The organism is Streptomyces sp. NPDC026417 (assembly GCF_055567695.1).
Map to the genome: position 1 here is coordinate 177,797 of NZ_JBVHPY010000009.1, position 21,252 is coordinate 199,048.

Here is a 21,252-nt window from a genome sequence, read left to right on the forward strand (position 1 = left end):
TCGACGACCTCCGCCTCCCCCACCCCCCCCCCCTCCCCCCCCCCCCCCCCCACCACCCCCCCCCCCCCCCCCCCCCCCCTCCTACCCCCCCCCCCCCCCCCCCCCCCCGCTCCGCATGCCCGCCGCGGTCGCCGCGCCGAGGTGCGGGCCGGTCCGGTACGCACGAATCTGAGGGCATGGACTATCCCAGCATCGTTGTGCACGCGCCGGGCCTGGACGGATCGCGACGGGTCACCGCCGGTGACGAGAAGCTCGGCGTGGCCTACCACCTCGACGACGTCGTCGAGATCCTGCGGCTGGCCGGCCTCGACGAGGTCGAGGTCGAGGAGAGCGACATCATCGAGTGGCAGGGCGGCGGCCCGGACGACTGGCCCGGTCTCTCGGAACACCATGACGAGGGCAGTCCGTAGAGCGAGGCCATGCCGAACAGGGCCTGCGTGCCGGTGGCTACGCTCCCCTTCATGACAGCCGATCCCGGATTCACCTGCTCGAACTGCGGCGAGCGCCACGCCGACCCGGCCCTGCACTACTCCGCCGCGGCTCCCTGCGCCTGGGACCCCGGCTACGCCGATGCCCCCGACTGCCTGCTGTCGTCGGATCAGTGCGTCATCGAGGGACGGCACCACTTCGTCAGGGGGCTGGTCGAGATACCGGTGCTCGGCAGCGACGACGTGTTCACCTGGGGCGTGTGGGTCTCGCTCAGCCGGGAGAACTTCGCCCGCATGACGGACCTCTGGAACACGCCCGGCCGCGAATCCGAGGCTCCGTACTTCGGCTGGCTGACCACCGATCTGCCGCTCTACTCGCCGGGCACGGTCAACCTGAGGACTCGCGTGCACACCCGTCCGGTCGGTGACCGCCCTCTCGTCGAGCTGGAACCGACCGACCACCCCCTCGCCGTCGAGCAGCGGACCGGCATCACGCCGGATCGCGTGCGCGAGATCGCCGAGGCCGTCCTGCACCCCACCGGCGACACCTCGTGCCCCGCGGGGACGAGGGAGAGCCGATGAGGCCCCTCTCGGAGATGAGCGAGCGCGAATACTTCGCCTGCGGCGGCGGGCGTCCCGGGATGTTCGTCGGCACGACCTCGTTCCACACTCGCCGCGTTCCTGACGGCCCTCCGTAGCCGATCAGACCCCTCTGACCTCGGCGCCCGGTGGCCCGACGCCCTGTCGCCGCCGGCAGGACGGAGCACCCCCGCGGCGGCACGAACGCGCAACGGGGGTCCCGGAACCGGGAGGCATCGCACCGCTCCGAGCTGCCCTGATCGGAGTGACGGGACGCGGCGTCCGGACGATGGCCGGTGATTCCGGCGCGCGCCGGACGTCCGGGGATGTCAGCGTGTCGACAGGAGCATCCGGCCGATGGGGCAGATGGGAGTGGTCGTCATGGCGCGCGCGATCTGGACTGGTGTGATCACCTTCGGGCTGGTCACCGTGCCCGTCGGCCTGTTCACCGCGACCAAGGACCACACCGTCCACTTCCACCAGCTGCAGCGCGGCACCTCCGACCGCATCCGCAACCGGCGGGTCAACGAACGCACCGGTGACGAGGTCGACAGCGACGACATCGTCAAGGGTTTCGAGGTGAGCGAGGGCGAGTACGTCGTCGTGGAGCCCGGCGAACTCGACGAGATCGCGCCGGGCCGCTCGAAGAGCATCGACATCACCGACTTCGTCGATCTGGACCGGATCGAACCGGTCTTCTTCGACCGCACCTATTACGTCGCCCCGCGCGGCAAGGAGTACACCAAGGTCTACCAGCTGCTGCGCACCGCTCTCGCGCAGGCCGACAAGGTCGGGATCGCCACGTTCGTGATGCGCAACAAGCAGTACCTGACCGCCCTGCGCGCGGAGGACGACGTCCTGGTCCTGCAGACCCTGCACTGGGCGGACGAGGTCCGCGACCCCTCCGAGGAGTTGCCGGACCTGCCCTCGGGCCGGGCAGGGAAGGGCAAGGAGCTGGACATGGCGATGCAACTGGTCGACATGCTCAGCTCACGGTGGGAGCCGGCTCGCTATCGCGACACCTATCAGGAGAAGGTGCGGGAGCTGGTGGCGGCTAAGGCCGAAGGGCAGGAGATCGAGCCGGCGCAGGAGGCGCCGACGGCCACCAACGTCGTCGACCTCATGTCGATCCTGCAGGGCAGCCTCGACCAGGCCCGCGGCGGACGCGGTACGGAGACCGAGTCGTCGCGGAAGAAGGCGGCGCCGGCCCGCAAGACCGCGCGCAAAACGGCCGGGAACACGGCGAAGAAGTCCGCCGGCCGGAAAGCGCCGCCGAAGACGGCCCGCGCCTCGTCCACCACCCGCGGCCGCCGCAGCACGAGCACCGGTGCCGGGGCCAACACCGGCACCGGCACCGGCACCGGCAAGAGTGAGCTGCGCCGGCTGAGCAAGGCGGAGCTGTACCAGCGGGCCACCGACCAGGACATCAGCGGCCGTTCGAAGATGAGCCGGGAGGAACTCGTCGACGCCCTGGCCCGCGCCGGACGCCGCGCCAGGAAGACCGCCGCCTGACGCGCTGCCCGCCGGCCACGCCGCACAGGCTGCGCACCCCGAGTCTCCAGGACGGGGACTTCCGAGCCCCCGGCTCCCGGCGCCGAGTACGTCCCGGGGTTCAGGTGCTCGACACCGGGACCGGCCTGGCCAGCACTTGATCCAGCACCCCGGTGAGGAACCGTTCCGGGTCCGTCACCGGCGCCGTGGCGCGCATCGCGACGATCGCGTCCGGGCGTACGAGCAGGGCCCCTTCGGCGGGCAGCCAGGGGGTCGCGACACGGTGCGCGGGGAGTCCGAGGTCCGCCGCGGCGCCGAGCCAGCCGTCGCCGGCGACGCCCGCCAGCAGGGTCCACCGGGATGCCACCAGGTCGAGGGTGGAGACTCCGTCGACCCACGCATGGGGCACCCGTGAACCCGGCGATCCGTCCAGCACCACCTCGACGGTGGACGGCAGTTCGGGCCGCGGGTCGACGACGGCGGCCGAGTCGTACCGCTGGCCGAGGTGCACGACCGGTGCCGCCCACACCCCGGCCGCCTCCCTGGCGGCGTCGGCCTCGGGGCCGCGTCCCCAGTGCAGCTGCGGGTCCGCGAGCCTGCGCATCGCCTGGTCGAGCGTGGCCGCGGCGACCGGCTCCCGTTCGTGCGCGTACGTGTCGAGCAGCCCGGCACCGGCCTCGCCGCGGTGGACGGCGGCCAGCTTCCACGCCAGGTTGTGCGCGTCGGCGACCCCGGTGTTCAGACCGAACGCGCCCAGGGGCGACACGGTGTGCGCGGCGTCGCCCACGAGGAACACGCGGCCGACGGCGAAGCTTTCGGCCGCCGCGCTGCGGGGCCGCCACGGGAGGACGCTGCGCACCTCGACGTCGAGGTCGGGGTCGCCGACCGCCAGCCGGACGATCGCGGCGCAGCGCTCCTGCGTGAAGTCCTCGGGGCGTTCGCCGCCGTCGACGTCGCAGCGGACGTGGAAGACCCAGTCGGTCTCACCGTCCACGGTGGCCAGCAGGCCGGGCGCCTCCGGCGTGGTGATCGTGCAGGTGGCGAAGGACAGTCCTCGCAGGTGCGGGCGGAGATCGGCGCGGAACAGGATGTTGATCATCGACTTGCCCAGGTCGCCCGGTCCGGAGATGCCCACGCCGAGCGCGGTCCGCACGGTGCTGTGGGTGCCGTCGGCGGCGACCACATGCGTGCACCGCAGCGAGTAGCGGCCGTCGGGGCCCTCCAGTTCGACGTCGACCCCGGCGTCGTCCTGCGCGACGCCGACCAGGCGGGTCGACCAGCGCAGGTCCGCTCCGCGGCGTGCCAGGTCGGCTGCCACGACGGCGTCGAGCCGGTCCTGGGCGCAGACGCCGCGCAGCCGGAAGGGCGTCATGTCCCATTCGTCGGCGGACGGGGCCGGCATCGGCACCGTCACGACGTCCCCCGCGCCCATCTCGACGACCGTCCGCGCCACCGCCTTGCCGGCGCCGCCCCGGAGATCGACGGCGGCAGCGTCGACGGCGGTGTCGAGCCCGAGTTCGCGGAGGATCTCGACGGTGCGCGGCCCGATACCGGTGGCACGTGGGTGCACCGACGGCCCGGACCGGCGTTCGACGAGCACCGCCGGGACGCCGTGGTGGGTGAGCAGCGCCGCGGTGAGCAGGCCGACGCTGCCGCCTCCGACCACGAGCACGGGCACCCGCACCGACTCTTTCGAGAACACCGTTTCCGTCATGGCTACACCGTATCCAGAAGTAGGATGCGGGTCAACGAGGAAAGGACCAGCCCCGATGACCGAACCCGCTCCCTGGTCGGTGTGGACCCGGCCGCGCCCCGAACGGCGCCGACGCGCGCCGGGGGTGGAGGAGTACGTGGCCGCCGCACTGGCCGTCGCGGATGCCGAGGGGTTGGCCGCGGTGTCGATGCGGCGGGTCGCGGGCGACCTCGGTTCCGGAACCGCCTCGCTCTACCGGTACATCGCCGGCCGCGACGAACTGGTGGACCTGATGATCGACGCGGTGCACGGCGAGGATCCGCTGCCCGAGTCCACCGAGGACTGGCGTGCCGGTCTCGCCGCGGTCGCGCACGCGACGCGTGCGACGCTGCTGCGGCATCCGTGGCTGGCGGGTGAGCTGACGGGAAGGCCCGCGCTCGGCCCCAACTCCTTGCGGCGGTCCGAGTCCGCACTGCGCGCCGCCGTCGCGCTCACCCCCGACATCACCCTGGCCTCGCAGGCCCTCGGCGCCCTGCACGCGTATGTGCTCGGCTCGGTCGCCGCCCAGCAGGCCCAGCGACGCACGGAACAGCGCACCGGCCTCAGCGAGGAGGAATGGCAGCGCAGCGTCGGCCCCTACATCAGGGAGGTCCTGGCGGCGGGCGAACACCCGATGCTCGCCCGCCGCATGCGGGAAGCCGAAGACCTCGGCCCTGACGCCGAGTTCGCGTTCGGTCTGGACTGCCTCCTCGACGGGCTCGCGGCCAGGTCGGGCCGCTGAGCGGCCGGGACGCTGAACGGCTGGGACGCTGAACGGCAGGACGCTGAACGGCCGGGACGCGCAGCAATTCACGCCTGCGGGTGGCGGACGAGGTGCCCGTGCTCCCGCGCCCTGGCAGCGTCCGGTGACGGCTCCTCACCCAGGAGGCCGTCAGTGGAAAGCGTCGGTCATGCAGTCGACCCGGCAGTCGGCGGCCTCGTAGCGGCGGCGGAGGGCGGCGGCCGCCTCCTCGCGCCCCACGACGGGATACCCGTAGTGCTCGCACGCCACCCTGGCCACGTCCCCGACGGTGACGATGGCCGGTTCGCCGCGTCCGGCACGGCGGCGCGCCTCGGCGATCGCCATGTCCGCAGCACGCAGCAGATTCCTGGAACGGTCCCGGATCACGGCCGCCTGGGCCCGGTTCACCGACAGAGGGCGCAGCACTCGTCCCCGCCAGACGAAGCCGACGGCGACGAGGACGAGACCGAGCGCTACGCACAGCAACCCGCCGGGATCGTGAGGCATCCGTCCAGTCTTCACCACGCGCGCCGTGATCGGCATGCCCGCGACCGCGGCGGATCGGCGAAGCGGCTCGGTATCGGGCGGGGCCCCGCGCGACGTACGGGGCTCCCCAGCTGCTGAGGGAGGCCTTCACGGTCGCAACCCGCGTGCGCAGCAGCCACGTTGGCCTGCCACCTCCCGCAGGGCGGGATGTCCGCCTACTCCCCCGCCCGTTCGGTGCACGCCGACCTGATCTCCCTCAGCAACTCCGGATACCGATCACCGCAGGTGTGCACCGCGTGCCACACCGCGTCCAGTGCCGCGGTGAGCGGTGCGGGTCCGGCGGCGGCGAGTACGGCGGGAAGAGCGAGGTGCGGCTGCGAGAACGCCACGGGACCACGGGGATCGCCGGACGACCGCACCCCCACGACAGCGCCGCGCCCGACGCCTGCCGCGTGTGCCGCCCACCCGCCGGCGAGTCCGACCGGAACGTGCGTGTCCTCTGCCCCGCCAGGGCCCGTCCGTGCCCCGTCGTCGGCTATCCCGCCAGGGCCCGTCCGTGCCCCTTCGTCGGCGAGGCGCTGCCACTCGGCGGCCGGACCCACCGTCCAGCCGGCCTCCGCCGGTGTCGCAGGCGGGCGGTACGGCGCCCGCTCGGGAGGCACGGCCCCGAGCACCGACCGGTCCGGTACGCAGGGGTCGGTGCTCAGGGCCTCCCACAACCGGGACGGGTCGTCGAACGGCGGCGGCAGCGGACGGCCGAGCGCCAACTCGCCCAGCGCCCGGGCCACCCACGGAACACCGGTCAGGCCCGCTGCCTCGCAGGCCCGCCGGGCAGCCAGCAACGCCATCGCACGCTGGAGCTCGGGACCCCCGGCGTCGAGCGCGTGCACCAGGTCGCTGTCGAAGCGCAGCAGGCCGAGGACATTGCTCTCGCGTGCCCCGCGCAGCCCTTCGCTCGGCAGCCGTCCGCCCCACTCCCACCTCTCGCGGTGCAGCCGCCGTTCCTCCGCGGCTCGTTCCTCCGCCCAGCGGGCCCGCCGTTCCGCCTCGGCGCGCTGCTCGGGTGTGGGCGGCGGCGGAAGGTCGCGCGCGTAGCGGCGCCAGTACGCGGCGGACTCGGAGGTCTCGCGCAGCACCCGGCAGGGGCGGGGCGGCGCCGGCCAGAACTGCAGAAGGTATCGGTCCGCCTGCGGCTCTTCGGCCACCCTGGTGTCGAGCTTGCGCCCCTTGTCCATTCCTCGGGCGCAATACCGCACCCGGTGGTCGGTCACCGCGAGATCCAGCTCCCATGAGGCTTCGCCCGCCCACTGCACCAGGCGGGTGCGTGGCGACACCGGGCGATAGGACACCTCCACAGCGTCCTCCCAGACCGGGTCCAGCACAGGGGCCCGGTCGTGGATCTCGACGACGAAGCCGACGTTGCCCGTGTGCAGTCCGGTGTTCAGCCAGAGCGCACCCGGGACCGCCGCCCCGCACAGACCCGCGCTCTGGCCGGCGAACGCTGCCGCGAGGTCCGGGAATTCACCGTCCGGATCGCTCTCGACGTAGAGCTGGCCGTAATGGACGTGCACCTCGCCTGCGACCGGTCTGCGCACAGCACCCCCTTGTGGAGGACGGCCTCGAAAGCCCCGCTCCGGCAGGCCGTCACGTAACCCCGCATCATGCCCGAGGCCACTGACAACGGGTCAGGGATCGGGGGACCGGGAGACCTTGATCAGCGGCATCGGCAGGAGCGCGCCGCCTTCGGCCGACGAGGGTCAGAGGCGGAGGATGACCAGGGCCGTGTCGTCGGTGATGCCGGCGGGCGGGATCAGGTCGGCCAGGAGGGCGTCGGCGAGCGGGCCGGGGGCGGCGGTGCGGTGCCGGGAGAGGGAGTCGGCGAGCCGGCGCAGCCCGGTGTCGATGTCTTCGTGACGGCGCTCGACGAGTCCGTCGGTGTAGAGGACGAGAGTGGAGCCGTCGGTGAAGCCGGTCCGGCTCTCGGGGCGGGAGACGTGTTCGGGACGGGCACCGAGCGGCGGGTCGGTGGCCCGGTCGAGGAACGTCACCGTGCCGTCCGGTTCGCAGAGTACGGGCGGAGGGTGGCCGGCGCTGCTGTATGTGAGCGTGTGGCCGGTCCAGTCGATGAAGACCGAGACGGCGGTCGTGGATTCCGCGCCGTCGACATCACGGGCGTACAGACCGAGCACCTCCAGGGCCCGGGCAGGCCCGGCCGCCACTCTCGATGCGGCGGACAAGGCGCTGCGCAGCTGGCCCATGACACCCGCGGCCTGCAGTCCGTGGCCGACGACGTCGCCGACGGCGACGGCGGTGTGGTCGCGGTCGGGCAGGTCGATCAGGTCGTACCAGTCACCGCACACGTTGAGGGAGCCGGTGGCGGGCCGATAGCGCACCGCCGCGCGGTGGCCCAGCGGTCCGGGCACGGGCAGCATCGCCTGCTGGAGGTGGAGTGCGACTTCGCGTTCGCGGGCGTGGGCGTCGCGCAGGCGCTGGTTGAGCTCCTGGAGTTCGCGGGCGCGGCCGAAGAGTTCGGCCTCCAGAACCCTGGCGCCGTCACCGCCGCTGCGGGTGCCGCGGGCGCGGATCAGCTCGGTGACCTCCTCCACCCGGTGCAGCACCAGAGCCACTTCGCCGTCCGGGCCGGGCACCGGGACGTTGATCGGGCTCCAGTACCGCTCCTCCCAGGACCCCGGCCGCTCGGGGTCCTCCACGTCGTAGCGCTGCAGGGCCATGCTGTCGCTCTCGCCGGTGGAGACGACCCTGCGCAGGGACGCGTGCAGGTTGCTCACACCGCTCGCGCCCGGGTCACCGGGATTGTCGGGGAAGACGTCGAACAGGTAGCGGCCCACGACCGCCTCACGACTACGGCCGGACAGCGACAGGTACGCCTCGTTGGCCTCCGTGAACACCAGGTCCGTGCTCAGCAGGGCGACGGCGCCCGGAAGGGCGTGGAAGACCGCCTCGAAGTCGACGCCGGAAGCGCTCACACTCCACCTGCCCGGCACGGGACCGCTGCGCTCCCGCACTCCTCGCCGCCGTGGAGGCGACGTCCCGAGCCCGCCCGGCCACGAGGGTCCGGGCGCCGGCCGGGCCTCACCGCGGGCCCGGAACGCACGACGGCCCAGCCGTTCATCCGTACTCCTCACACCGGGCACCCGACGAGGAGCCGGATTCTGGAAGGTGCCGACCTGTCTCGCGCACGGGCGCGAGATCCGACCTTAGGACGCAGCCGTCCCGGCCCACGGGATTCCCGCCCCGGGCGCGCCCGAACGGGTCCGGTCGGGGCAATGCGCGCACCGCGAACCGGGAGGGGGCCGGATTCCGCGAACTCGTCCGGCAGGGGATGGTCGATGGGATGCGGCCAGGGTCGCCCACGTGCTGGTGGACCCGGCGGTCGTGTCTACGGCCCCGGGTCGCCGGGCGTCAGCCGGGAGCGGTGGGACGTGGGACGGTCCGGTGCAGCAGCATGAAGCCGGCAGCCGACGCGAGGCATGCCCCGGCGCAGCCGACCCAGAGCGTGGTGCTGCCGTAGTGGCTGTACGTGAAGCCACCCGCCACCGAGGCGAGCGTGCCGCCGATGGTCCAGGCGAAGGCCGCCACGCCCTGATAGCGCCCCTGTGACCGTTCGCCGGCGAAGCGAGCGGTGACCTCCATGCTGAGGGGGCCGCTGATGATCTCGCCGAGGGTCCAGATCGACACCGTCAGCGCGAACCAGAGGGCGGAGGAGGCCAGGGCCGTGAGCCCGAACCCGGTACCGATCAGGACGGCGGCGAGCGCGAGCATGGTGAACGGTGAGCGCTGCGACAGGAAACCGCCCGCCGGGACCTGAAGGAGGCAGATCAGCACTCCGTTGAGGGCGATGAGGGCACCACAGGAAGCCGGCTCCAGTCCGGTGGCGGACATGGCGATCGGCAGGGTGACGGTCATTTGCTGCAGCACGGTGCCGAGCACGGTGATCAGGACGGCGCACAGAAGGAAGGGGGTGTTCGCGAGCAGACCGCCGCGCCCGTGATCGGGTGGGCCGGTCGTGGCGTGTGCCCTGTGCGGTGGTGCGGGAACCTTGAGCAGCAGGACCAGTGCGCAGGCGAGCGTGGCGCAGGCGTCGGCGATGAAGAGGAGCCGGTATCCGGACTCGGCCGCGAAGCCGGCGAAGAGGACCGAAGCCGCGAATCCCAGGTTCATCGCCCAGTAGTTGAGGGAGAAGGCACGCACACGGTCCCGGTGGTCGAGGAGGTCGTTCATCATGGCGCTGGTGGCGGGACGGGCGGCTCCGGAGAAGAGGCCGACCAGGAATCCCGAGCCCACCAGTAGGCCGTCGCGGGTGCTGAGTCCGAGAAGGACCGTGCCGGCCGCCGTGGTGACATGGGACGCCAGGAGCACGAGCCGGGGCCCGAGGCGGTCCGTCATGACACCGCCGGCCAGCGAGCCCGCCATGCCTCCCACGCCGACCACCGCGGCGGTCAGTCCGGCGAACGCCACCGTTCTGCCCTGGGACGTGGTCAGGTAGAGCGTCAGGAAGGGGGTGACGAAGGTGCCCAGCCGGTTGATCAGGGTGCTCGCCCACAGCCACCAGAAAGCAGTGGGCAGCCCACCGACCGCCCGGGTCGTGGAGGCGCGGATCGAGCCGGCTACCGACATGATCATCTACTCGGTGCGCTCACCGAGACTGTCCAGGAGATTCCTGGCACGCACGGCTTCCGGGGCCTCCGAACCGAGGATCTCCGAGAGTTCGGGCAGCAGGTTCTTCAGGAGCCGACGCGCCTCGGCCGTGCTGCCGGTCCGGGCCGTCCACCGCGCGAACTCGACCCGGCTGGAGAGGAACACGGGATGCTCCGGGGTCAGCACGGCGGACACGTCGACGAGCAGTTCCCGCATCTGCTCCAGCGCGGCCTCGGGATCGCCCAGCACGCCGGTCCAGTGCGCGATCCGCTGCCGGGTGGCGTACGGATAGGAGTGCGTGGCTCCCAGCACCTCATAGAGCCTGGGCAGGATGTCCTTGAGCCGGACGACAGCGGCGGCCGGGTCCCCCGCCTCCGCCGTCCAGTGGGCGAGTTCCGACGCCGCGATGGCACGGAGAGGGTGGTCTTCCGGCGCCGAGTCCTCGACGTCACGCACGAGTTGTGCGCAGAGTTCCCGCGCCTCCTCGGGGTGCCCCATCTGTCCGGTCCAGGAGGCCACGTTGGCCCGGGTGTTCAGAGTGGTGAGGTCGTTGTGGGGAAGGAGCCGTTCCTCACGGCCGAGCAGATCGAGGTGGAGGTCCAGCGCCGCCGCGGGTTTGCCGATCACGCCCGTCCAATAGCTCATCCGGCGGCGGGTGTTCAGGCATTCGAGGTCGTCGGAGCCCAGTGCCCGTTCCTGTGCTTCGAGGATCGCGGTGAGCTGCTCGGCCGCGTCCCGGGGCCGGCCGGACACGCCGGCCCAGTTCGCGGCCGACACGGCGACGGCGAGTACCCGCAGGTCTTCCGGGCCGAGCAGGTGCTCCATCTCGGACCGCAGTTCTCGCAGGAGCCGCCATGCCGACTGCGGTGCTCCCGCGAGACCGATCCACTCCGCCAGGTCGCGGCGGCCGGCGAAGACGGGGAGACTGCGTGCGCCGTGACGGGCGGCGAGCCGTTCCAGCACGGTCTCCGCGCGGGACACGGCCGCGCGCCAGCCGCGCGCGGCCACCAAGGCGGCCAGTTCCTGATCGTGGGCCGTCAGGGATTCCAGCGGGGCGTCGGCGCTCGGCTGCTGCCAGTCCTGCTCGACGGGCTCTCCTGCGCTGCCCGGTCCCCGCGCCGTCAGTCCGAAGTGCTGCAGCAGCGGCACCGCCGTGATTGCGAAGGCGGATGCTCCCGGCGGCAGTCGAAGGCTGCCGGACAGGTCGGAGCGGATCGCCGGAAACGTTCGTGTCGCCGAGTGCGGAAGCCGGAGCGTGTCGGTGACGAGCTGAGCCGTCGTGAGGAGATCACCCGAGGGCACGGTGTCCAGCAGCAGTTCGCGCAGGCCCGGGCGGAAGTCGTACTGGGTGACGGTGGGACGCGCCGGGTCGGGGCTCTGTCGCATGAGTCCGCCGAGCAATACCTCTGCCAGGGGCGCGGGATCGGACCCGCCGAAGACGGAGCGTTGCACCAGGCGCATGAGCCCCAGGGTCAGGGGGCGGATCGCGGCCAGATGGCCGGCCAGCCGGAACGCCTCGGGAGAGGCCGCTCGGCGGAAGAATTCGAGGTGGTCGCGCAGATCGGCCGACCCACCGCGGGGTGACGCCGCGTCGGAACGCCGCGCGTCGCCCCTCGCGCCGCCGACCGCCATCACCTGCAGGGACGTCGGTGAGCCGTCGGCCACGAACTTGGCCCACTGGGCCAGCGCGTTCGGGTGGACCTCCACCACCGGGACGGGGACTCCGGTGAACCGCGCCACTTCGGGCGGCAGCCAGGGATCCTCCACGCGCCACGCCACGTTGGCGCTGCCTGGCCGTGGGCCGCTGACCACCTTCAGTTCGGAGTCGAGCCCGGTTCCGGACCACAGGCGTCGGGGAAGGGGCTGCACGACGGCTGTGGGACAGCGGTCGGCGCAGAACCCGATGAGGGACTCGACCGCGCCCGTGTGCCATCCCGCCCCGACGGCGTCCGACAGGACGAGCACGACCCCGCGGCGGTCGGCGGGGCACAGCGACTGCGGGGCGACTGCTGCGCTCCGGGGACGGAACGGGGCGCTGCGCAGCACGGGGGCACCCGGTCTGCGCGTGTCGAGGCCGAATGTGCGGACGCGCCGGAAGACGCCCGCTCTTTCGATGATCGCGCGCAGGTCGGACGCCGCGTCCTGCCAGAGCCTCATCGACAACCCGTCGTCGACGACCAGCGAGACGTCCAGCCACTGTTCCGTCCTGGGCCGCAGGACCACGTCCAGGACTCCGGTCTCCGCGATCAGATCGACCGTGCCGGTGTCGTCGATTTCCTCGGCGCCCCGGGTGGGGGTGCGGTGTCTGAGGCGTTTGAGGGTACGGCCGATCGCGAGCCCCGCGGGCAGCGCGCGTTCGGCCGGAAGTCCCACGAGGTGGCCGGTCGTACCCGGCACGCCGTCGCCGCCGTGGCTGAGTACGTCGGAGCCCTGGGGCAAGCCGTGCTGCTCGTGGGGAGGCGAAGTCACCGAGGTCGCGGGGCCGTCGGTGTGCGGTGGTCGGGACGCCGCGTCCCCCGTGTCCATGGCGCCGAGTTCGGCGGGCAGGCGCAGGGCGAGCCAGAGGACGTCGGCCAGTTCCTCGGATGTCAGGGAAATGCCCGTGCGGGCCAGCGCATGGTGCAGCCGTTCGATCATTCGAGGCCCGGTCCCGCCTCCTCGAGCGGGCGCAGCACCGCGGACAGCAGGCCCTCTCGCCCCAGGTCGACGCCGGTCACCCGCAAGTGGACGGCGTTCAGCAACTGGTCGGTGGCCAGGGCCATCTGGTCCTGGTCCCGGCGTTCGAGGAAGGTCCCGATCAGGTCCTCCGCGGCGCGCAGGCCTTCTTCTCCCAGGTGGGCACGGACGATGTCACGGAGCTGGTTCCCGGTGGGCTCGTGCAGGTCGAGCCGGACGCAGCGACGCAGGAACGGCGCAGGGAAGTCACGTTCGCCGTTGCTGGTCATCACTACCACGGGGAACTCCGTGCAGGAGACGATGCCCTGGTGGACGCTGTACCGCTGCCTGCTGCCCGCGACCATGACCGGGACGTCGGGGCTGTCGTCGGGCAGGCGGACGAGTTCGGGGATTTCGAAGGAGCCCTCTTCGAAGACCACCAGAAGGTCGTTGGGCAGGTCGATGTCGCCCTTGTCGATCTCGTCCACCAGCAGGACCCGGGGCCTGCCGGGCTGTCCTGTGGCCAAGGCGGTGCCGAGCGGGCCGAGCCTGATGTAACTGCCGACCTCCGGTGCCGTGGCGCCCAGTTCGCGGGCCCGGCCGGTGTCCCGGAGGCGTCCGACGGCGTCGTAGTGGTAGAGCCCGTCGGTCAGTGAGGTCTTGCTGTTCACCGGCCAAACGAGTACGTCGCCCAGTCCGAGTTCGAGCGCGATGGAGGCCGCAAGTGAGGACTTTCCGGCGCCGGGCCGGCCGGTGACGAGCAGAGGGCGCCTCAGATGCAGGGCGGCGTTCACCACATCTGCCTCCGGCGTTCCGATCCGGTACCTGGGCGGCACGCTCTCCGCGCGTGCGGAGAATGTGCGCCAGGGTGGAGCGGCCGGCAGGCGAGGAGGCGGTCCGCTGACCTCGCTGGTGCCGCGATACAGCCGCCAGCTGTCCATGTCGTCCGACATGAGTCGCAACTCTCCTCACGTTACAGCGGTGGGTCGCTGAGCCGCAGCGCTTGGGGGACGCCGTCCGGCCGGTCCCACACTAAGGCCAACCTCGTTCCCGCCTCGCCCGGCTCGGCCCCGAGCCGGGCCTCGTAGACGCGCCTCGGGAGCTCGTACGGAGTTGCCCCGCCCGTCAGTTCGACCAACTCGCTTCCGTTCGAGGAGTGTGCGGTGGGCCGGAGCCACAGCACTCCGGGAACCCCGACAGCCAACGCGATGACGCGTAGCCGGACCAGCTCGGAAGGGGGACAGGCGAGGGCCACCGCGCAGATGGGACTGGCCGCTCCCCGCTCCTGGATCGCCGGATCGTGCCGTGCCAGCACCGCTGTTCGACCAGAGAGCATGGCTTGCCATCGGTAGCGCAGTTCGGGCAGGAACGCCGGACGGCGCAGTTCGGGGCATCTCAGCACGCACAGGAAGTCCTGGCCCAGTACGGCCGGGAAGATCTCGTCGGCCTGGTACACCCACTGGTCGAAGGGGAGGTCGAGTTCACTCGGGGGTACGAAGCACTCGATGACCGGCAGCGCGCCGGGCGCGCTCTGTGCCGTGATGGTCTCGAGTACCGCGGCCAGCTCCGCCAGCAGCGTTCTCAAGGGCACCGGCCGGTCCTGTGTCCGGTGATGCGTCACCGAGCCGTCGGAGCTGCCGGCGTGCAGGACGAAGGCGAAGGCCTCGGTGTCGGCGGCGCGCCAGAGCTGGAGCTGCACCAGCGGTGCCGCGACAGCGGTGTCCGTGGACTCCATCGCCTGGGCGCGGTGTTCTCTGAGCCTCTCGGCGATTCCGAGGCGACGGGCCAAGGCGTCGTTCCAGGCGTACAGGGCCTGCCTGGTGTCCGTGGCGGCGGTGTGCGAGGCGGCGAACTCGACGACCCGGAGCAGATGAGGCACCTTCCCGTGGTGCGACTGGTAGCGCTCGAGGAGGGCGACAGCCTCAGGCCAGTCCAGACCTGCCAGCGATGGCCCGAGCGCCAGGGCCCGCGCCGCTGTCCGCTGGGGGCCGGGTACGGAGTCGGACAGCAGCTCGAGCAGTTCCCGGTGCTCGGAGGCCGTCAGGAACTGGTCCGGCGTGGTGTGCAGCGCCGTCACCCGGACCCAGAGCCGGTCGTCCTCCGTCTCGGCGAAGGCGTGTAGCAGGGCCAGGAGTGTGGGGACGCCCCGGGGCGAGGAGAGTGCTGTCCGGGCGAACCACTCGTGGGGCGCTCCGGCTTGTGCCGGCCCGCCGGGCAAGCCCAACTCCCGCAGGAGCCGGTCCGCGCACTCGGTGCGGCTGTGCGCCGAGGCCAGGCAGGCTCGCAGTGGGCCGAGGAGCTGCTGGGTCTGTGCGGCTCGGCGGTGGTCCCGCGCGGTGAGCGTGGACGCGAACCCGCTCCGGTCGGGATGCTCCGCCGCGAACAGTGCGGGGACGTTCCAGACGGGGACGGCGAAGGCCCGTTGACCGCGTCGGCTCACCACCAACCCGACGACCTGTTGCTGTTCCCGGTCCCACAGCGGGGAGCCGCTGTACCCCTCGACTATCGACTGCGCGGATGCGGGGCAGTCCAGCACGATCCATCGATCGGTGACGCCTTGGGCGAGGGTGGCGGCGATGGTGCTCGGTGCGCCGCTGCCGAACCACACGTAGTTGACGCTGCCGACCCTGCAGCGGCCGAGCTCCGGCGGCGCGTCCGGGAGCTTCGGCCTGTTCGCCAGACGCAGCAGGGCGAGGTCGCCGGACCACTCGGCATCCCCGTCCCGCGCCGCTTCGCCGTCCGGGCGGCGGGCAGGAAGCCAGCCCTCCAGCGTGGCCTCGAAACGCTGGCCGGTCCGGACCCCGGGCAGCACGAGGGACAGCCCCTCGACGACACCACCGGGACCGACGGGCCGGTCCTGGCTGAAGGAGGGACGGCCGAGAATCTGATTGATCACATGCGCGCAGGTCAGGACGTGATCGGGAGTGAGCAGGACACCTCCGCCGAAGGCCCGGGGGGTGTCGTTCCTGTAGAGCGCCGCGTGCGCGGCCTTCACCGCGCGGTCCAGGTCCTCCATCCCCCGCCCCGCTAGGCCGACGGTCCCAGCTTCCAGGTGGCGCGAACGGTGACGACCGCCTCGCCCTGGGCGGACGTGATGCCGAGCTTGAGGTCCTGCGACAACTTGACGCCGAGTTCGACCGACACCTCGTCCGGCGCGCGCAGTGCGGAGGTCACCGCCCGGTGCACGGAGTCCAGTACGGAGCCGAGCGGGCGCAGAACATCGCTGAGTGCCTGGCCGGTGGCCGCCGCCACCCGCTGACCGCGACCCACCGGCACCACGGATCCCGTGCCGTCGGGGAGGTCCAGATCGGCGGCCGGTGCGGGCGTCGGGGCGAACACCTCGACGAGCACACCCGTGCCGTCGGCAAGCTTCAACTCGACTAATTCTGGCATCCGTTCATGGTGGCACAGACAGTACTGCCATGCATCGGGGCAAACATGGACACGTCGCGTGCGCTCACCGCACCTTGCCCGGTGGGCGCGTGGCACCGGGACGGGGCGACCAGAACCCGGACGCACAATCACCACCGCCTGGGGAAGGGCGGGTTCGGGAACGCCCGGCGGCCGTCGGCCGGGCTCGGCGGCGGAACGCCGGCCGAGCCGAGCCGTGCGGCCGTCAGCGGCTGCTCGTGGTCTCGATGTCGACGACGCGGTCGTACCGCTCCAGCAGCACGAAGAGCTTGGTCTTCTGCGTGGTCCCGCCGCTGCCGAAGGTCAAGGTGACGACGACCTCGTGGCCGTTGCCCACGGCACCGTTGTCGGTCACCGACCACCGCGCCGGGACGTTCTGGGCGCGCAGGATCCCGTCCGCTCCGTTCGCCTCCTCCCAGGCCGCAAGCCGCTCGGCGAACTCGGGCGTGAGGTAGTGCTTGCGGAGGGCCGCGGCCAGCGTGGCGTCCGGGTCGGCGTAGTCGCCCTTGGCGTCGATGTACGCGCCGTAGAAGTCGGCGACCCGGGTCACCGCCTCGCCGGGCACGCCGTTGACCGGCTTCGGTGCGGCGACGGACGCCTTCACGGGGGCGTGGACGGACGCCTGCGCCGACCCCTGCGCCGAGACTCCGAGTCCGACCGCCAGGACGAGGCCGGCGGCGACGGCCGCGAGACGGCCCGAACGACGGTGTGCGCGAGTGTTCCTGCTCATGTGGTGTTCCCTCTTCTGTTTCCGGCGCGTATGCGGTTGCCCGGAGGCGCCTTCGGTCCGAGTACCGGAGGCTCCTGCCGGAGTGTCACCACCTGGTCCGCGCCCCGACGTGAGGACCGCACGGCCCGCTGCCCGGTCGGACAGGAGCCGGCGGCGTCTCTTCGCGCCGGGACCCTCGCACGGCGGCGCGGCGAGGTGCCGAGTGCCGTACCTCCGGCACCGGACACGAAGGTGTCCCGGCACGCAGACGCAAGGGTGGTCGTCGCTGCCGGGGCGGTCATCCCGCTCCGGCCGGTGCGACACCCAGAGCTTCGAGGACGCCCCGAACGCGCCACAACCACTGCCGCCACACCTGCAAGGCTGGAACCATCCCACCCCTGCCGAGCTGCGAAGACAGCGGTGCCTGGGATGCCCCGCCGGGACGGGAGCCACCCGCCGCCGCCTCTGCCGCCCCGCCGGACCCGGGATGCGGCGGCCGCGGCCGTCCGGCTCACCCCGCTTTATTCAACCAATTGGTTGACAACGCTCCCGACTCGGCCCTACGGTTATTCAACCGATTGGTTGAGGATGCGAGGTGTGCGATGGCCGACGACCGGCTGTCCCGGGTGTTCTCCGCGCTGGCCGACCCGACCCGGCGCGACATCGTGGCCAGGCTGGCCACCGGGGACGCCACGGTCAACGAACTGGCCGAGCCGTACGACGTGACCGTGCAGGCCGTTTCCAAGCACATCCGGGTGCTGGAGGACGCCGGTCTGGTCAGTCGCGGCCGGGACGCCCAGCGGCGGCCCTGCCGCCTGGAGGCGGACGTCTTCGATCTGATGACGAAATGGATCGAGCGCTACCGGCGCGAGGCGGAGGACCGTTTCCGTCGGCTCGACGCCGTCCTCGAGCAGACGGCGGAACATCCCGTGACGGACACTCCGAGAAAGGAGGCGGCATCATGAGCACCCCGAAGGCCACCCACCGGCACGAGACGCAGATCGTGGCCGATCCGGCTCTGCCCACCATCGTCATCGTCCGGGAGTTCGACGCCCCACCGGATCGTGTGTTCCGGGCCTACACGGATCCCGACCTGGTCGTCCAGTGGCTCGGCCCGCGTCGGCTCACGATGCGGATCGACGAGTACGACGCGCGCAGCGGCGGGTCGTACCGCTACGTGCACCGCGAGGACGACGGGACGGAGTACGGCTTCCGCGGCGTGTTCCACGAGGTACGCCGCGACGAACGCATCGTGCAGACCTTCGCCTTCGACGGCCACCCGGACGGCGTCAGCCTGGAGACGACCCTCTTCGAGGCCCTCGACGGCCGCACCCGCGTCACCACCACATCCCTCATGCACTCCATCGAGGCCCGCGACTCGATGATCAGAAGCGGCATGCAGCGCGGCGTCCGGGAAGGCCACGAGCGCCTCGACGAACTGCTCGACCACGGCGGCAGCGGCAACGCCGGCCGGCGTACCGAAACGGAAGGCTTGGGATCATGACGAGAGCAGCCGAGGAACACCGCAGCGTCGCCGGGATGTTCACCGACCGGGTGCGGGGAGTGCGTCCCGGCGCATGGGAGGACCCGGCGCCGTGCGAGGGATGGGTCGCCCGGGATGTGGTGCGCCACCTGGTCGAGTGGTTCCCCGACTTCCTGAAGGCCGGCGCCGGAGTCGAGCTGCCGAAGGGGCCGTCCGTGGACGACGACCCGGTGGCCGCCTGGACGGTGCACAGCGACGGCGTGCAGGCCCTCCTCGACGATCCGGCCACGGCCGGGAAGACGCTGTCGAACCCGCACATCGGAGAGGTCCCGCTGGACCAGGCCGTCGACCGGTTCTACACCGCCGACGTCTTCATGCACACCTGGGACCTGGCACGGGCCACCGGCCAGGACGAACGCCTCGACCCCGGCAGGTGCAGCCGGTTGCTCGACGGGATGCTTCCGCTCGACGACGTGCTCCGCGGCAGCGGACAGTACGGGCCACGGGTCGACGTGCCCGAGAGCGCCGACGTACAGACGCGCCTGCTCGCCTTCATCGGACGCAAGCCCTGACGCGGGTCCACCGGCGCGGACCGGGCGGGGCGGGCGTGCCGGCGTCGCCTGCGCGGACGGCGCCGGGGCGCTCGTGGCCGGCTCCGGCTCGGGCCCGCTGCCCGCCGGAGTCCCGGCCGCGACCTCGGCGGGCCTTCGTCCTGCCCATCCCCGCCGTGGCCGGGACCGACGGGGCCGGCCGCGGGCGCCGTGGGCGGCCTGCTTCAGCGGCGCTCGCCGGAGCGCCGCATCAGCCGGCCGCCGCCCCATCCACCGGCCACAGCGGCTCCGGCGGCCGCCGCCCACGTGAGCGTGGACGGCGCCCGGACGGCGGACAGCACCATTCCCACCACGCCGAACGCGGCCACCGCCCCGGTGACGCACAGCGCGAACCTGAGTCGCTCGGTCAGCCAGTGTTCCTGCCTCATCCGTCCGCCCTCCCCGGCCCGCCCGGCCGTCTCCATCGGGGCGGCCGGAAGACGCGGGCGCCCCGTCGGAGGTTCCGCGTACCCCGCCGGACGGATTCCGTGCCCCCCGCTCGGCGCACGGCCACGGTCCTGAAGGCGCGTCAGCCACCCAGCGCCGCGAGCACCATGGCCCTGGCCTCCTCCTGGATCCGGCTCAGGTGGTCCGGGCCGAGGAAGGACTCCGCATAGATCTTGTACGTGTCCTCGGTGCCCGAAGGGCGGGCCGCGAACCACGCGTTGTCGGTGACGACCTTGACCCCGCCGAGAGCGGCGCCGTTGCCGGGGGCTTCGGTGAGGACGGTGGTGACCGGCTCGCCGGCGAGGGTGTCGGCGGTGACCTGGCGCGGGGACAGCTTGGCGAGCAGGGCCTTTTCCTCACGGGAGGCCGGGGCGTCGATGCGTGCGTAGGCGGGAGCACCGAAGCGGTCGGTGAGCTGCGCGTAGTGCTCCGAGGGCGTCTTGCCGGTGACCGCCGTGATCTCGGAGGCGAGCAGGGCCAGGATGATGCCGTCCTTGTCGGTGGTCCACACCGAGCCGTCGCGGCGCAGGAAGGAGGCGCCGGCCGACTCCTCGCCGCCGAAGCCGAGTGTTCCGTCGAGCAGGCCGTCCACGAACCACTTGAATCCGACCGGGACTTCGACCAGTTGCCTGCCGACGTCCGCCGCGACCCGGTCGATCATGCTGGACGACACCAGGGTCTTGCCGATCCCGGCACCCGCGGGCCACTGCTCCCGGTGGGAGAACAGGTAGGAGATCGCCACCGCCAGGTAGTGGTTGGGGTTCATCAGGCCCCCGTCCGGTGTGACGATGCCGTGCCGGTCGGCGTCGGCGTCGTTGCCGGTGGCGATGTCGAACCGGTCGCGCTGTTCGATGAGGGAGGCCATGGCGTGCGGCGAGGAGCAGTCCATGCGGATCTTGCCGTCCCAGTCCAGCGTCATGAAGCGCCAGGTGGGGTCGGTCAGCGGGTTGACCACCGTCAGGTCGAGCCGGTGCTGTTCGGCGATGCGGCCCCAGTAGGCGACCGAGGCGCCTCCCAGGGGGTCGGCGCCGATCCGCACGCCGGCGGTCCGGATCGCGTTCAGGTCCAGCACCTGGGGCAGGTCGGCGACGTACGTGCCGAGGAAGTCGTAACGGCCGGTGCCGGGTGCGGCCAGGGCGCGGGCGTAAGGGATGCGTCGTACGTCCTTCAGGCCCGCGGTGATGATCTCGTTGGCGCGGTCCTGGATCCAGGAGGTCGCCTCGGAACCGGCCGGGCCGCCGCTGGGCGGGTTGTACTTGAAGCCGCCGTCGGCGGGCGGGTTGTGCGAGGGGGTCACCACGACGCCGTCCGCGAGGCCGGAGGTGCGGCCGCGGTTGTGGGTCAGGATGGCGTGCGAGACCGCCGGGGTGGGTGTGTAGCCGTCGGCCTCGTCGATGAGGACGGTCACGTCGTTGGCGGCGAACACCTCCAGCGCGGTGATCCGGGCGGGCTCGGACAGGGCGTGGGTGTCGGCGCCGAGGAAGAGGGGGCCGGTGGTGCCCTGGGCGGCGCGGTACTCGCAGATGGCCTGGCTGGTGGCGGCGATGTGGTCCTCGTTGAACGCCGTGGTGAGCGAGGAGCCGCGGTGTCCCGAGGTGCCGAACGCCACGCGTTGCCCGGGATCGGCCGGGTCGGGGTGCAGTGCGTAGTACGCCGTGACCAGGCGGGCCACGTCGACGAGGTCTCCGGGGCCGGCGACCTGCCCTGCTCGCGCGTCCTGCATGTGTCCGCTCCTCCGCAAGATCGACCGTTGGGTGCTGTCCCATTCTTCCCTGCCCGCTCCGCCCCGGCCTGCACCGCATGGGTCACCTTCCACCCGTTCCTCGGCATACCCGGGTAC

General features: G+C 72.2%; 19 protein-coding genes. 7 read left to right on the forward strand and 12 right to left on the reverse strand.

Annotated elements, in window-relative coordinates; genetic code table 11:
• Positions 1-176 precede the first annotated feature (176 nt).
• From ACZ4NT_RS16900 to ku, 3 genes are all read left to right on the forward strand, one after another.
• Complete coding sequence (locus ACZ4NT_RS16900; RefSeq protein ID WP_121406821.1) at positions 177-410, forward strand: hypothetical protein; 234 nt, start codon at positions 177-179, stop codon at positions 408-410.
• 51 nt (positions 411-461) lie between these two features.
• Positions 462-1,010 carry a DUF2199 domain-containing protein gene (locus tag ACZ4NT_RS16905; RefSeq protein WP_467726015.1) on the forward strand — a complete coding sequence of 183 codons (549 nt, stop codon included), beginning with the start codon at positions 462-464 and terminating at the stop codon, positions 1,008-1,010.
• 378 nt (positions 1,011-1,388) lie between these two features.
• Entirely contained in the window at positions 1,389-2,519 is a 1,131-nt protein-coding gene (gene ku, locus ACZ4NT_RS16910) for a non-homologous end joining protein Ku (RefSeq protein WP_467726126.1), read from the forward strand.
• Between the two features lie 100 nt (positions 2,520-2,619).
• Here the strand turns inward: ku and ACZ4NT_RS16915 are convergent, their stop codons facing one another.
• A complete protein-coding gene (locus ACZ4NT_RS16915) occupies positions 2,620-4,212 on the reverse strand; it encodes an FAD-dependent monooxygenase (protein WP_467726017.1) in 1,593 nt (530 codons plus the stop codon).
• Positions 4,213-4,267: 55 nt separating this feature from the next.
• Here ACZ4NT_RS16915 and ACZ4NT_RS16920 point away from each other — a divergent pair, with 55 nt between their 5' ends.
• The gene (locus tag ACZ4NT_RS16920; RefSeq protein ID WP_220784188.1) at positions 4,268-4,972 is read left to right on the forward strand and encodes a TetR/AcrR family transcriptional regulator C-terminal domain-containing protein; all 705 of its coding nucleotides are present in this window, start codon (positions 4,268-4,270) and stop codon (positions 4,970-4,972) included.
• Between the two features lie 150 nt (positions 4,973-5,122).
• Here the strand turns inward: ACZ4NT_RS16920 and ACZ4NT_RS16925 are convergent, their stop codons facing one another.
• The 9 genes from ACZ4NT_RS16925 to ACZ4NT_RS16965 all read right to left on the reverse strand — a co-directional run bounded on the left by ACZ4NT_RS16925 (position 5,123) and on the right by ACZ4NT_RS16965 (position 16,913).
• The gene (locus ACZ4NT_RS16925) at positions 5,123-5,479 is read right to left on the reverse strand and encodes a hypothetical protein (RefSeq protein WP_467726019.1); all 357 of its coding nucleotides are present in this window, start codon (positions 5,477-5,479) and stop codon (positions 5,123-5,125) included.
• 194 nt (positions 5,480-5,673) lie between these two features.
• Complete coding sequence (locus ACZ4NT_RS16930; protein ID WP_467726021.1) at positions 5,674-7,053, reverse strand: hypothetical protein; 1,380 nt, start codon at positions 7,051-7,053, stop codon at positions 5,674-5,676.
• Between the two features lie 162 nt (positions 7,054-7,215).
• The gene (locus ACZ4NT_RS16935; protein WP_467726023.1) at positions 7,216-8,445 is read right to left on the reverse strand and encodes a PP2C family protein-serine/threonine phosphatase; all 1,230 of its coding nucleotides are present in this window, start codon (positions 8,443-8,445) and stop codon (positions 7,216-7,218) included.
• A gap of 436 nt (positions 8,446-8,881) precedes the next feature.
• Positions 8,882-10,096 (reverse strand): MFS transporter, encoded by a 1,215-nt coding sequence (locus tag ACZ4NT_RS16940; protein WP_467726025.1) that lies wholly within the window; start codon positions 10,094-10,096, stop codon positions 8,882-8,884.
• A gap of 6 nt (positions 10,097-10,102) precedes the next feature.
• Positions 10,103-12,754 carry an SAV_2336 N-terminal domain-related protein gene (locus ACZ4NT_RS16945; RefSeq protein ID WP_467726027.1) on the reverse strand — a complete coding sequence of 884 codons (2,652 nt, stop codon included), beginning with the start codon at positions 12,752-12,754 and terminating at the stop codon, positions 10,103-10,105.
• A complete protein-coding gene (locus ACZ4NT_RS16950) occupies positions 12,751-13,725 on the reverse strand; it encodes an AAA family ATPase (RefSeq protein WP_467726029.1) in 975 nt (324 codons plus the stop codon). The genes ACZ4NT_RS16945 and ACZ4NT_RS16950 overlap by 4 nt, the downstream gene beginning before the upstream one ends.
• 20 nt (positions 13,726-13,745) lie before the next feature.
• Positions 13,746-15,788: a VMAP-C domain-containing protein gene (locus ACZ4NT_RS16955; protein ID WP_467726031.1), complete on the reverse strand. Its 2,043-nt coding sequence runs from the start codon at positions 15,786-15,788 to the stop codon at positions 13,746-13,748.
• A gap of 11 nt (positions 15,789-15,799) precedes the next feature.
• Positions 15,800-16,165: a CU044_2847 family protein gene (locus ACZ4NT_RS16960; protein WP_467726033.1), complete on the reverse strand. Its 366-nt coding sequence runs from the start codon at positions 16,163-16,165 to the stop codon at positions 15,800-15,802.
• Between the two features lie 223 nt (positions 16,166-16,388).
• A complete protein-coding gene (locus ACZ4NT_RS16965; protein ID WP_121406812.1) occupies positions 16,389-16,913 on the reverse strand; it encodes a hypothetical protein in 525 nt (174 codons plus the stop codon).
• 581 nt (positions 16,914-17,494) lie between these two features.
• Here ACZ4NT_RS16965 and ACZ4NT_RS16970 point away from each other — a divergent pair.
• Genes ACZ4NT_RS16970 through ACZ4NT_RS16980 form a run of 3 tightly spaced genes read left to right on the forward strand, consistent with a single transcriptional unit; the run spans position 17,495 to position 18,947 of the window.
• Complete coding sequence (locus tag ACZ4NT_RS16970; RefSeq protein WP_121406811.1) at positions 17,495-17,857, forward strand: metalloregulator ArsR/SmtB family transcription factor; 363 nt, start codon at positions 17,495-17,497, stop codon at positions 17,855-17,857.
• On the forward strand, positions 17,854-18,396 hold the full coding sequence (locus ACZ4NT_RS16975; protein WP_467726035.1) for an SRPBCC family protein: 543 nt from the start codon (positions 17,854-17,856) through the stop codon (positions 18,394-18,396). The genes ACZ4NT_RS16970 and ACZ4NT_RS16975 overlap by 4 nt, the downstream gene beginning before the upstream one ends.
• Positions 18,393-18,947 carry a TIGR03086 family metal-binding protein gene (locus ACZ4NT_RS16980; protein WP_467726037.1) on the forward strand — a complete coding sequence of 185 codons (555 nt, stop codon included), beginning with the start codon at positions 18,393-18,395 and terminating at the stop codon, positions 18,945-18,947. The genes ACZ4NT_RS16975 and ACZ4NT_RS16980 overlap by 4 nt, the downstream gene beginning before the upstream one ends.
• A 203-nt stretch (positions 18,948-19,150) precedes the next feature.
• Here the strand turns inward: ACZ4NT_RS16980 and ACZ4NT_RS16985 are convergent, their stop codons facing one another.
• Positions 19,151-19,354, reverse strand: a complete 204-nt coding sequence (locus ACZ4NT_RS16985; protein ID WP_121406809.1) for a hypothetical protein — start codon at positions 19,352-19,354, stop codon at positions 19,151-19,153.
• Between the two features lie 140 nt (positions 19,355-19,494).
• Positions 19,495-21,135, reverse strand: coding sequence for a phosphoglucomutase (alpha-D-glucose-1,6-bisphosphate-dependent) (gene pgm / locus ACZ4NT_RS16990; protein ID WP_121406807.1), 1,641 nt, complete (start codon positions 21,133-21,135; stop codon positions 19,495-19,497).
• Positions 21,136-21,252 lie beyond the last annotated feature (117 nt).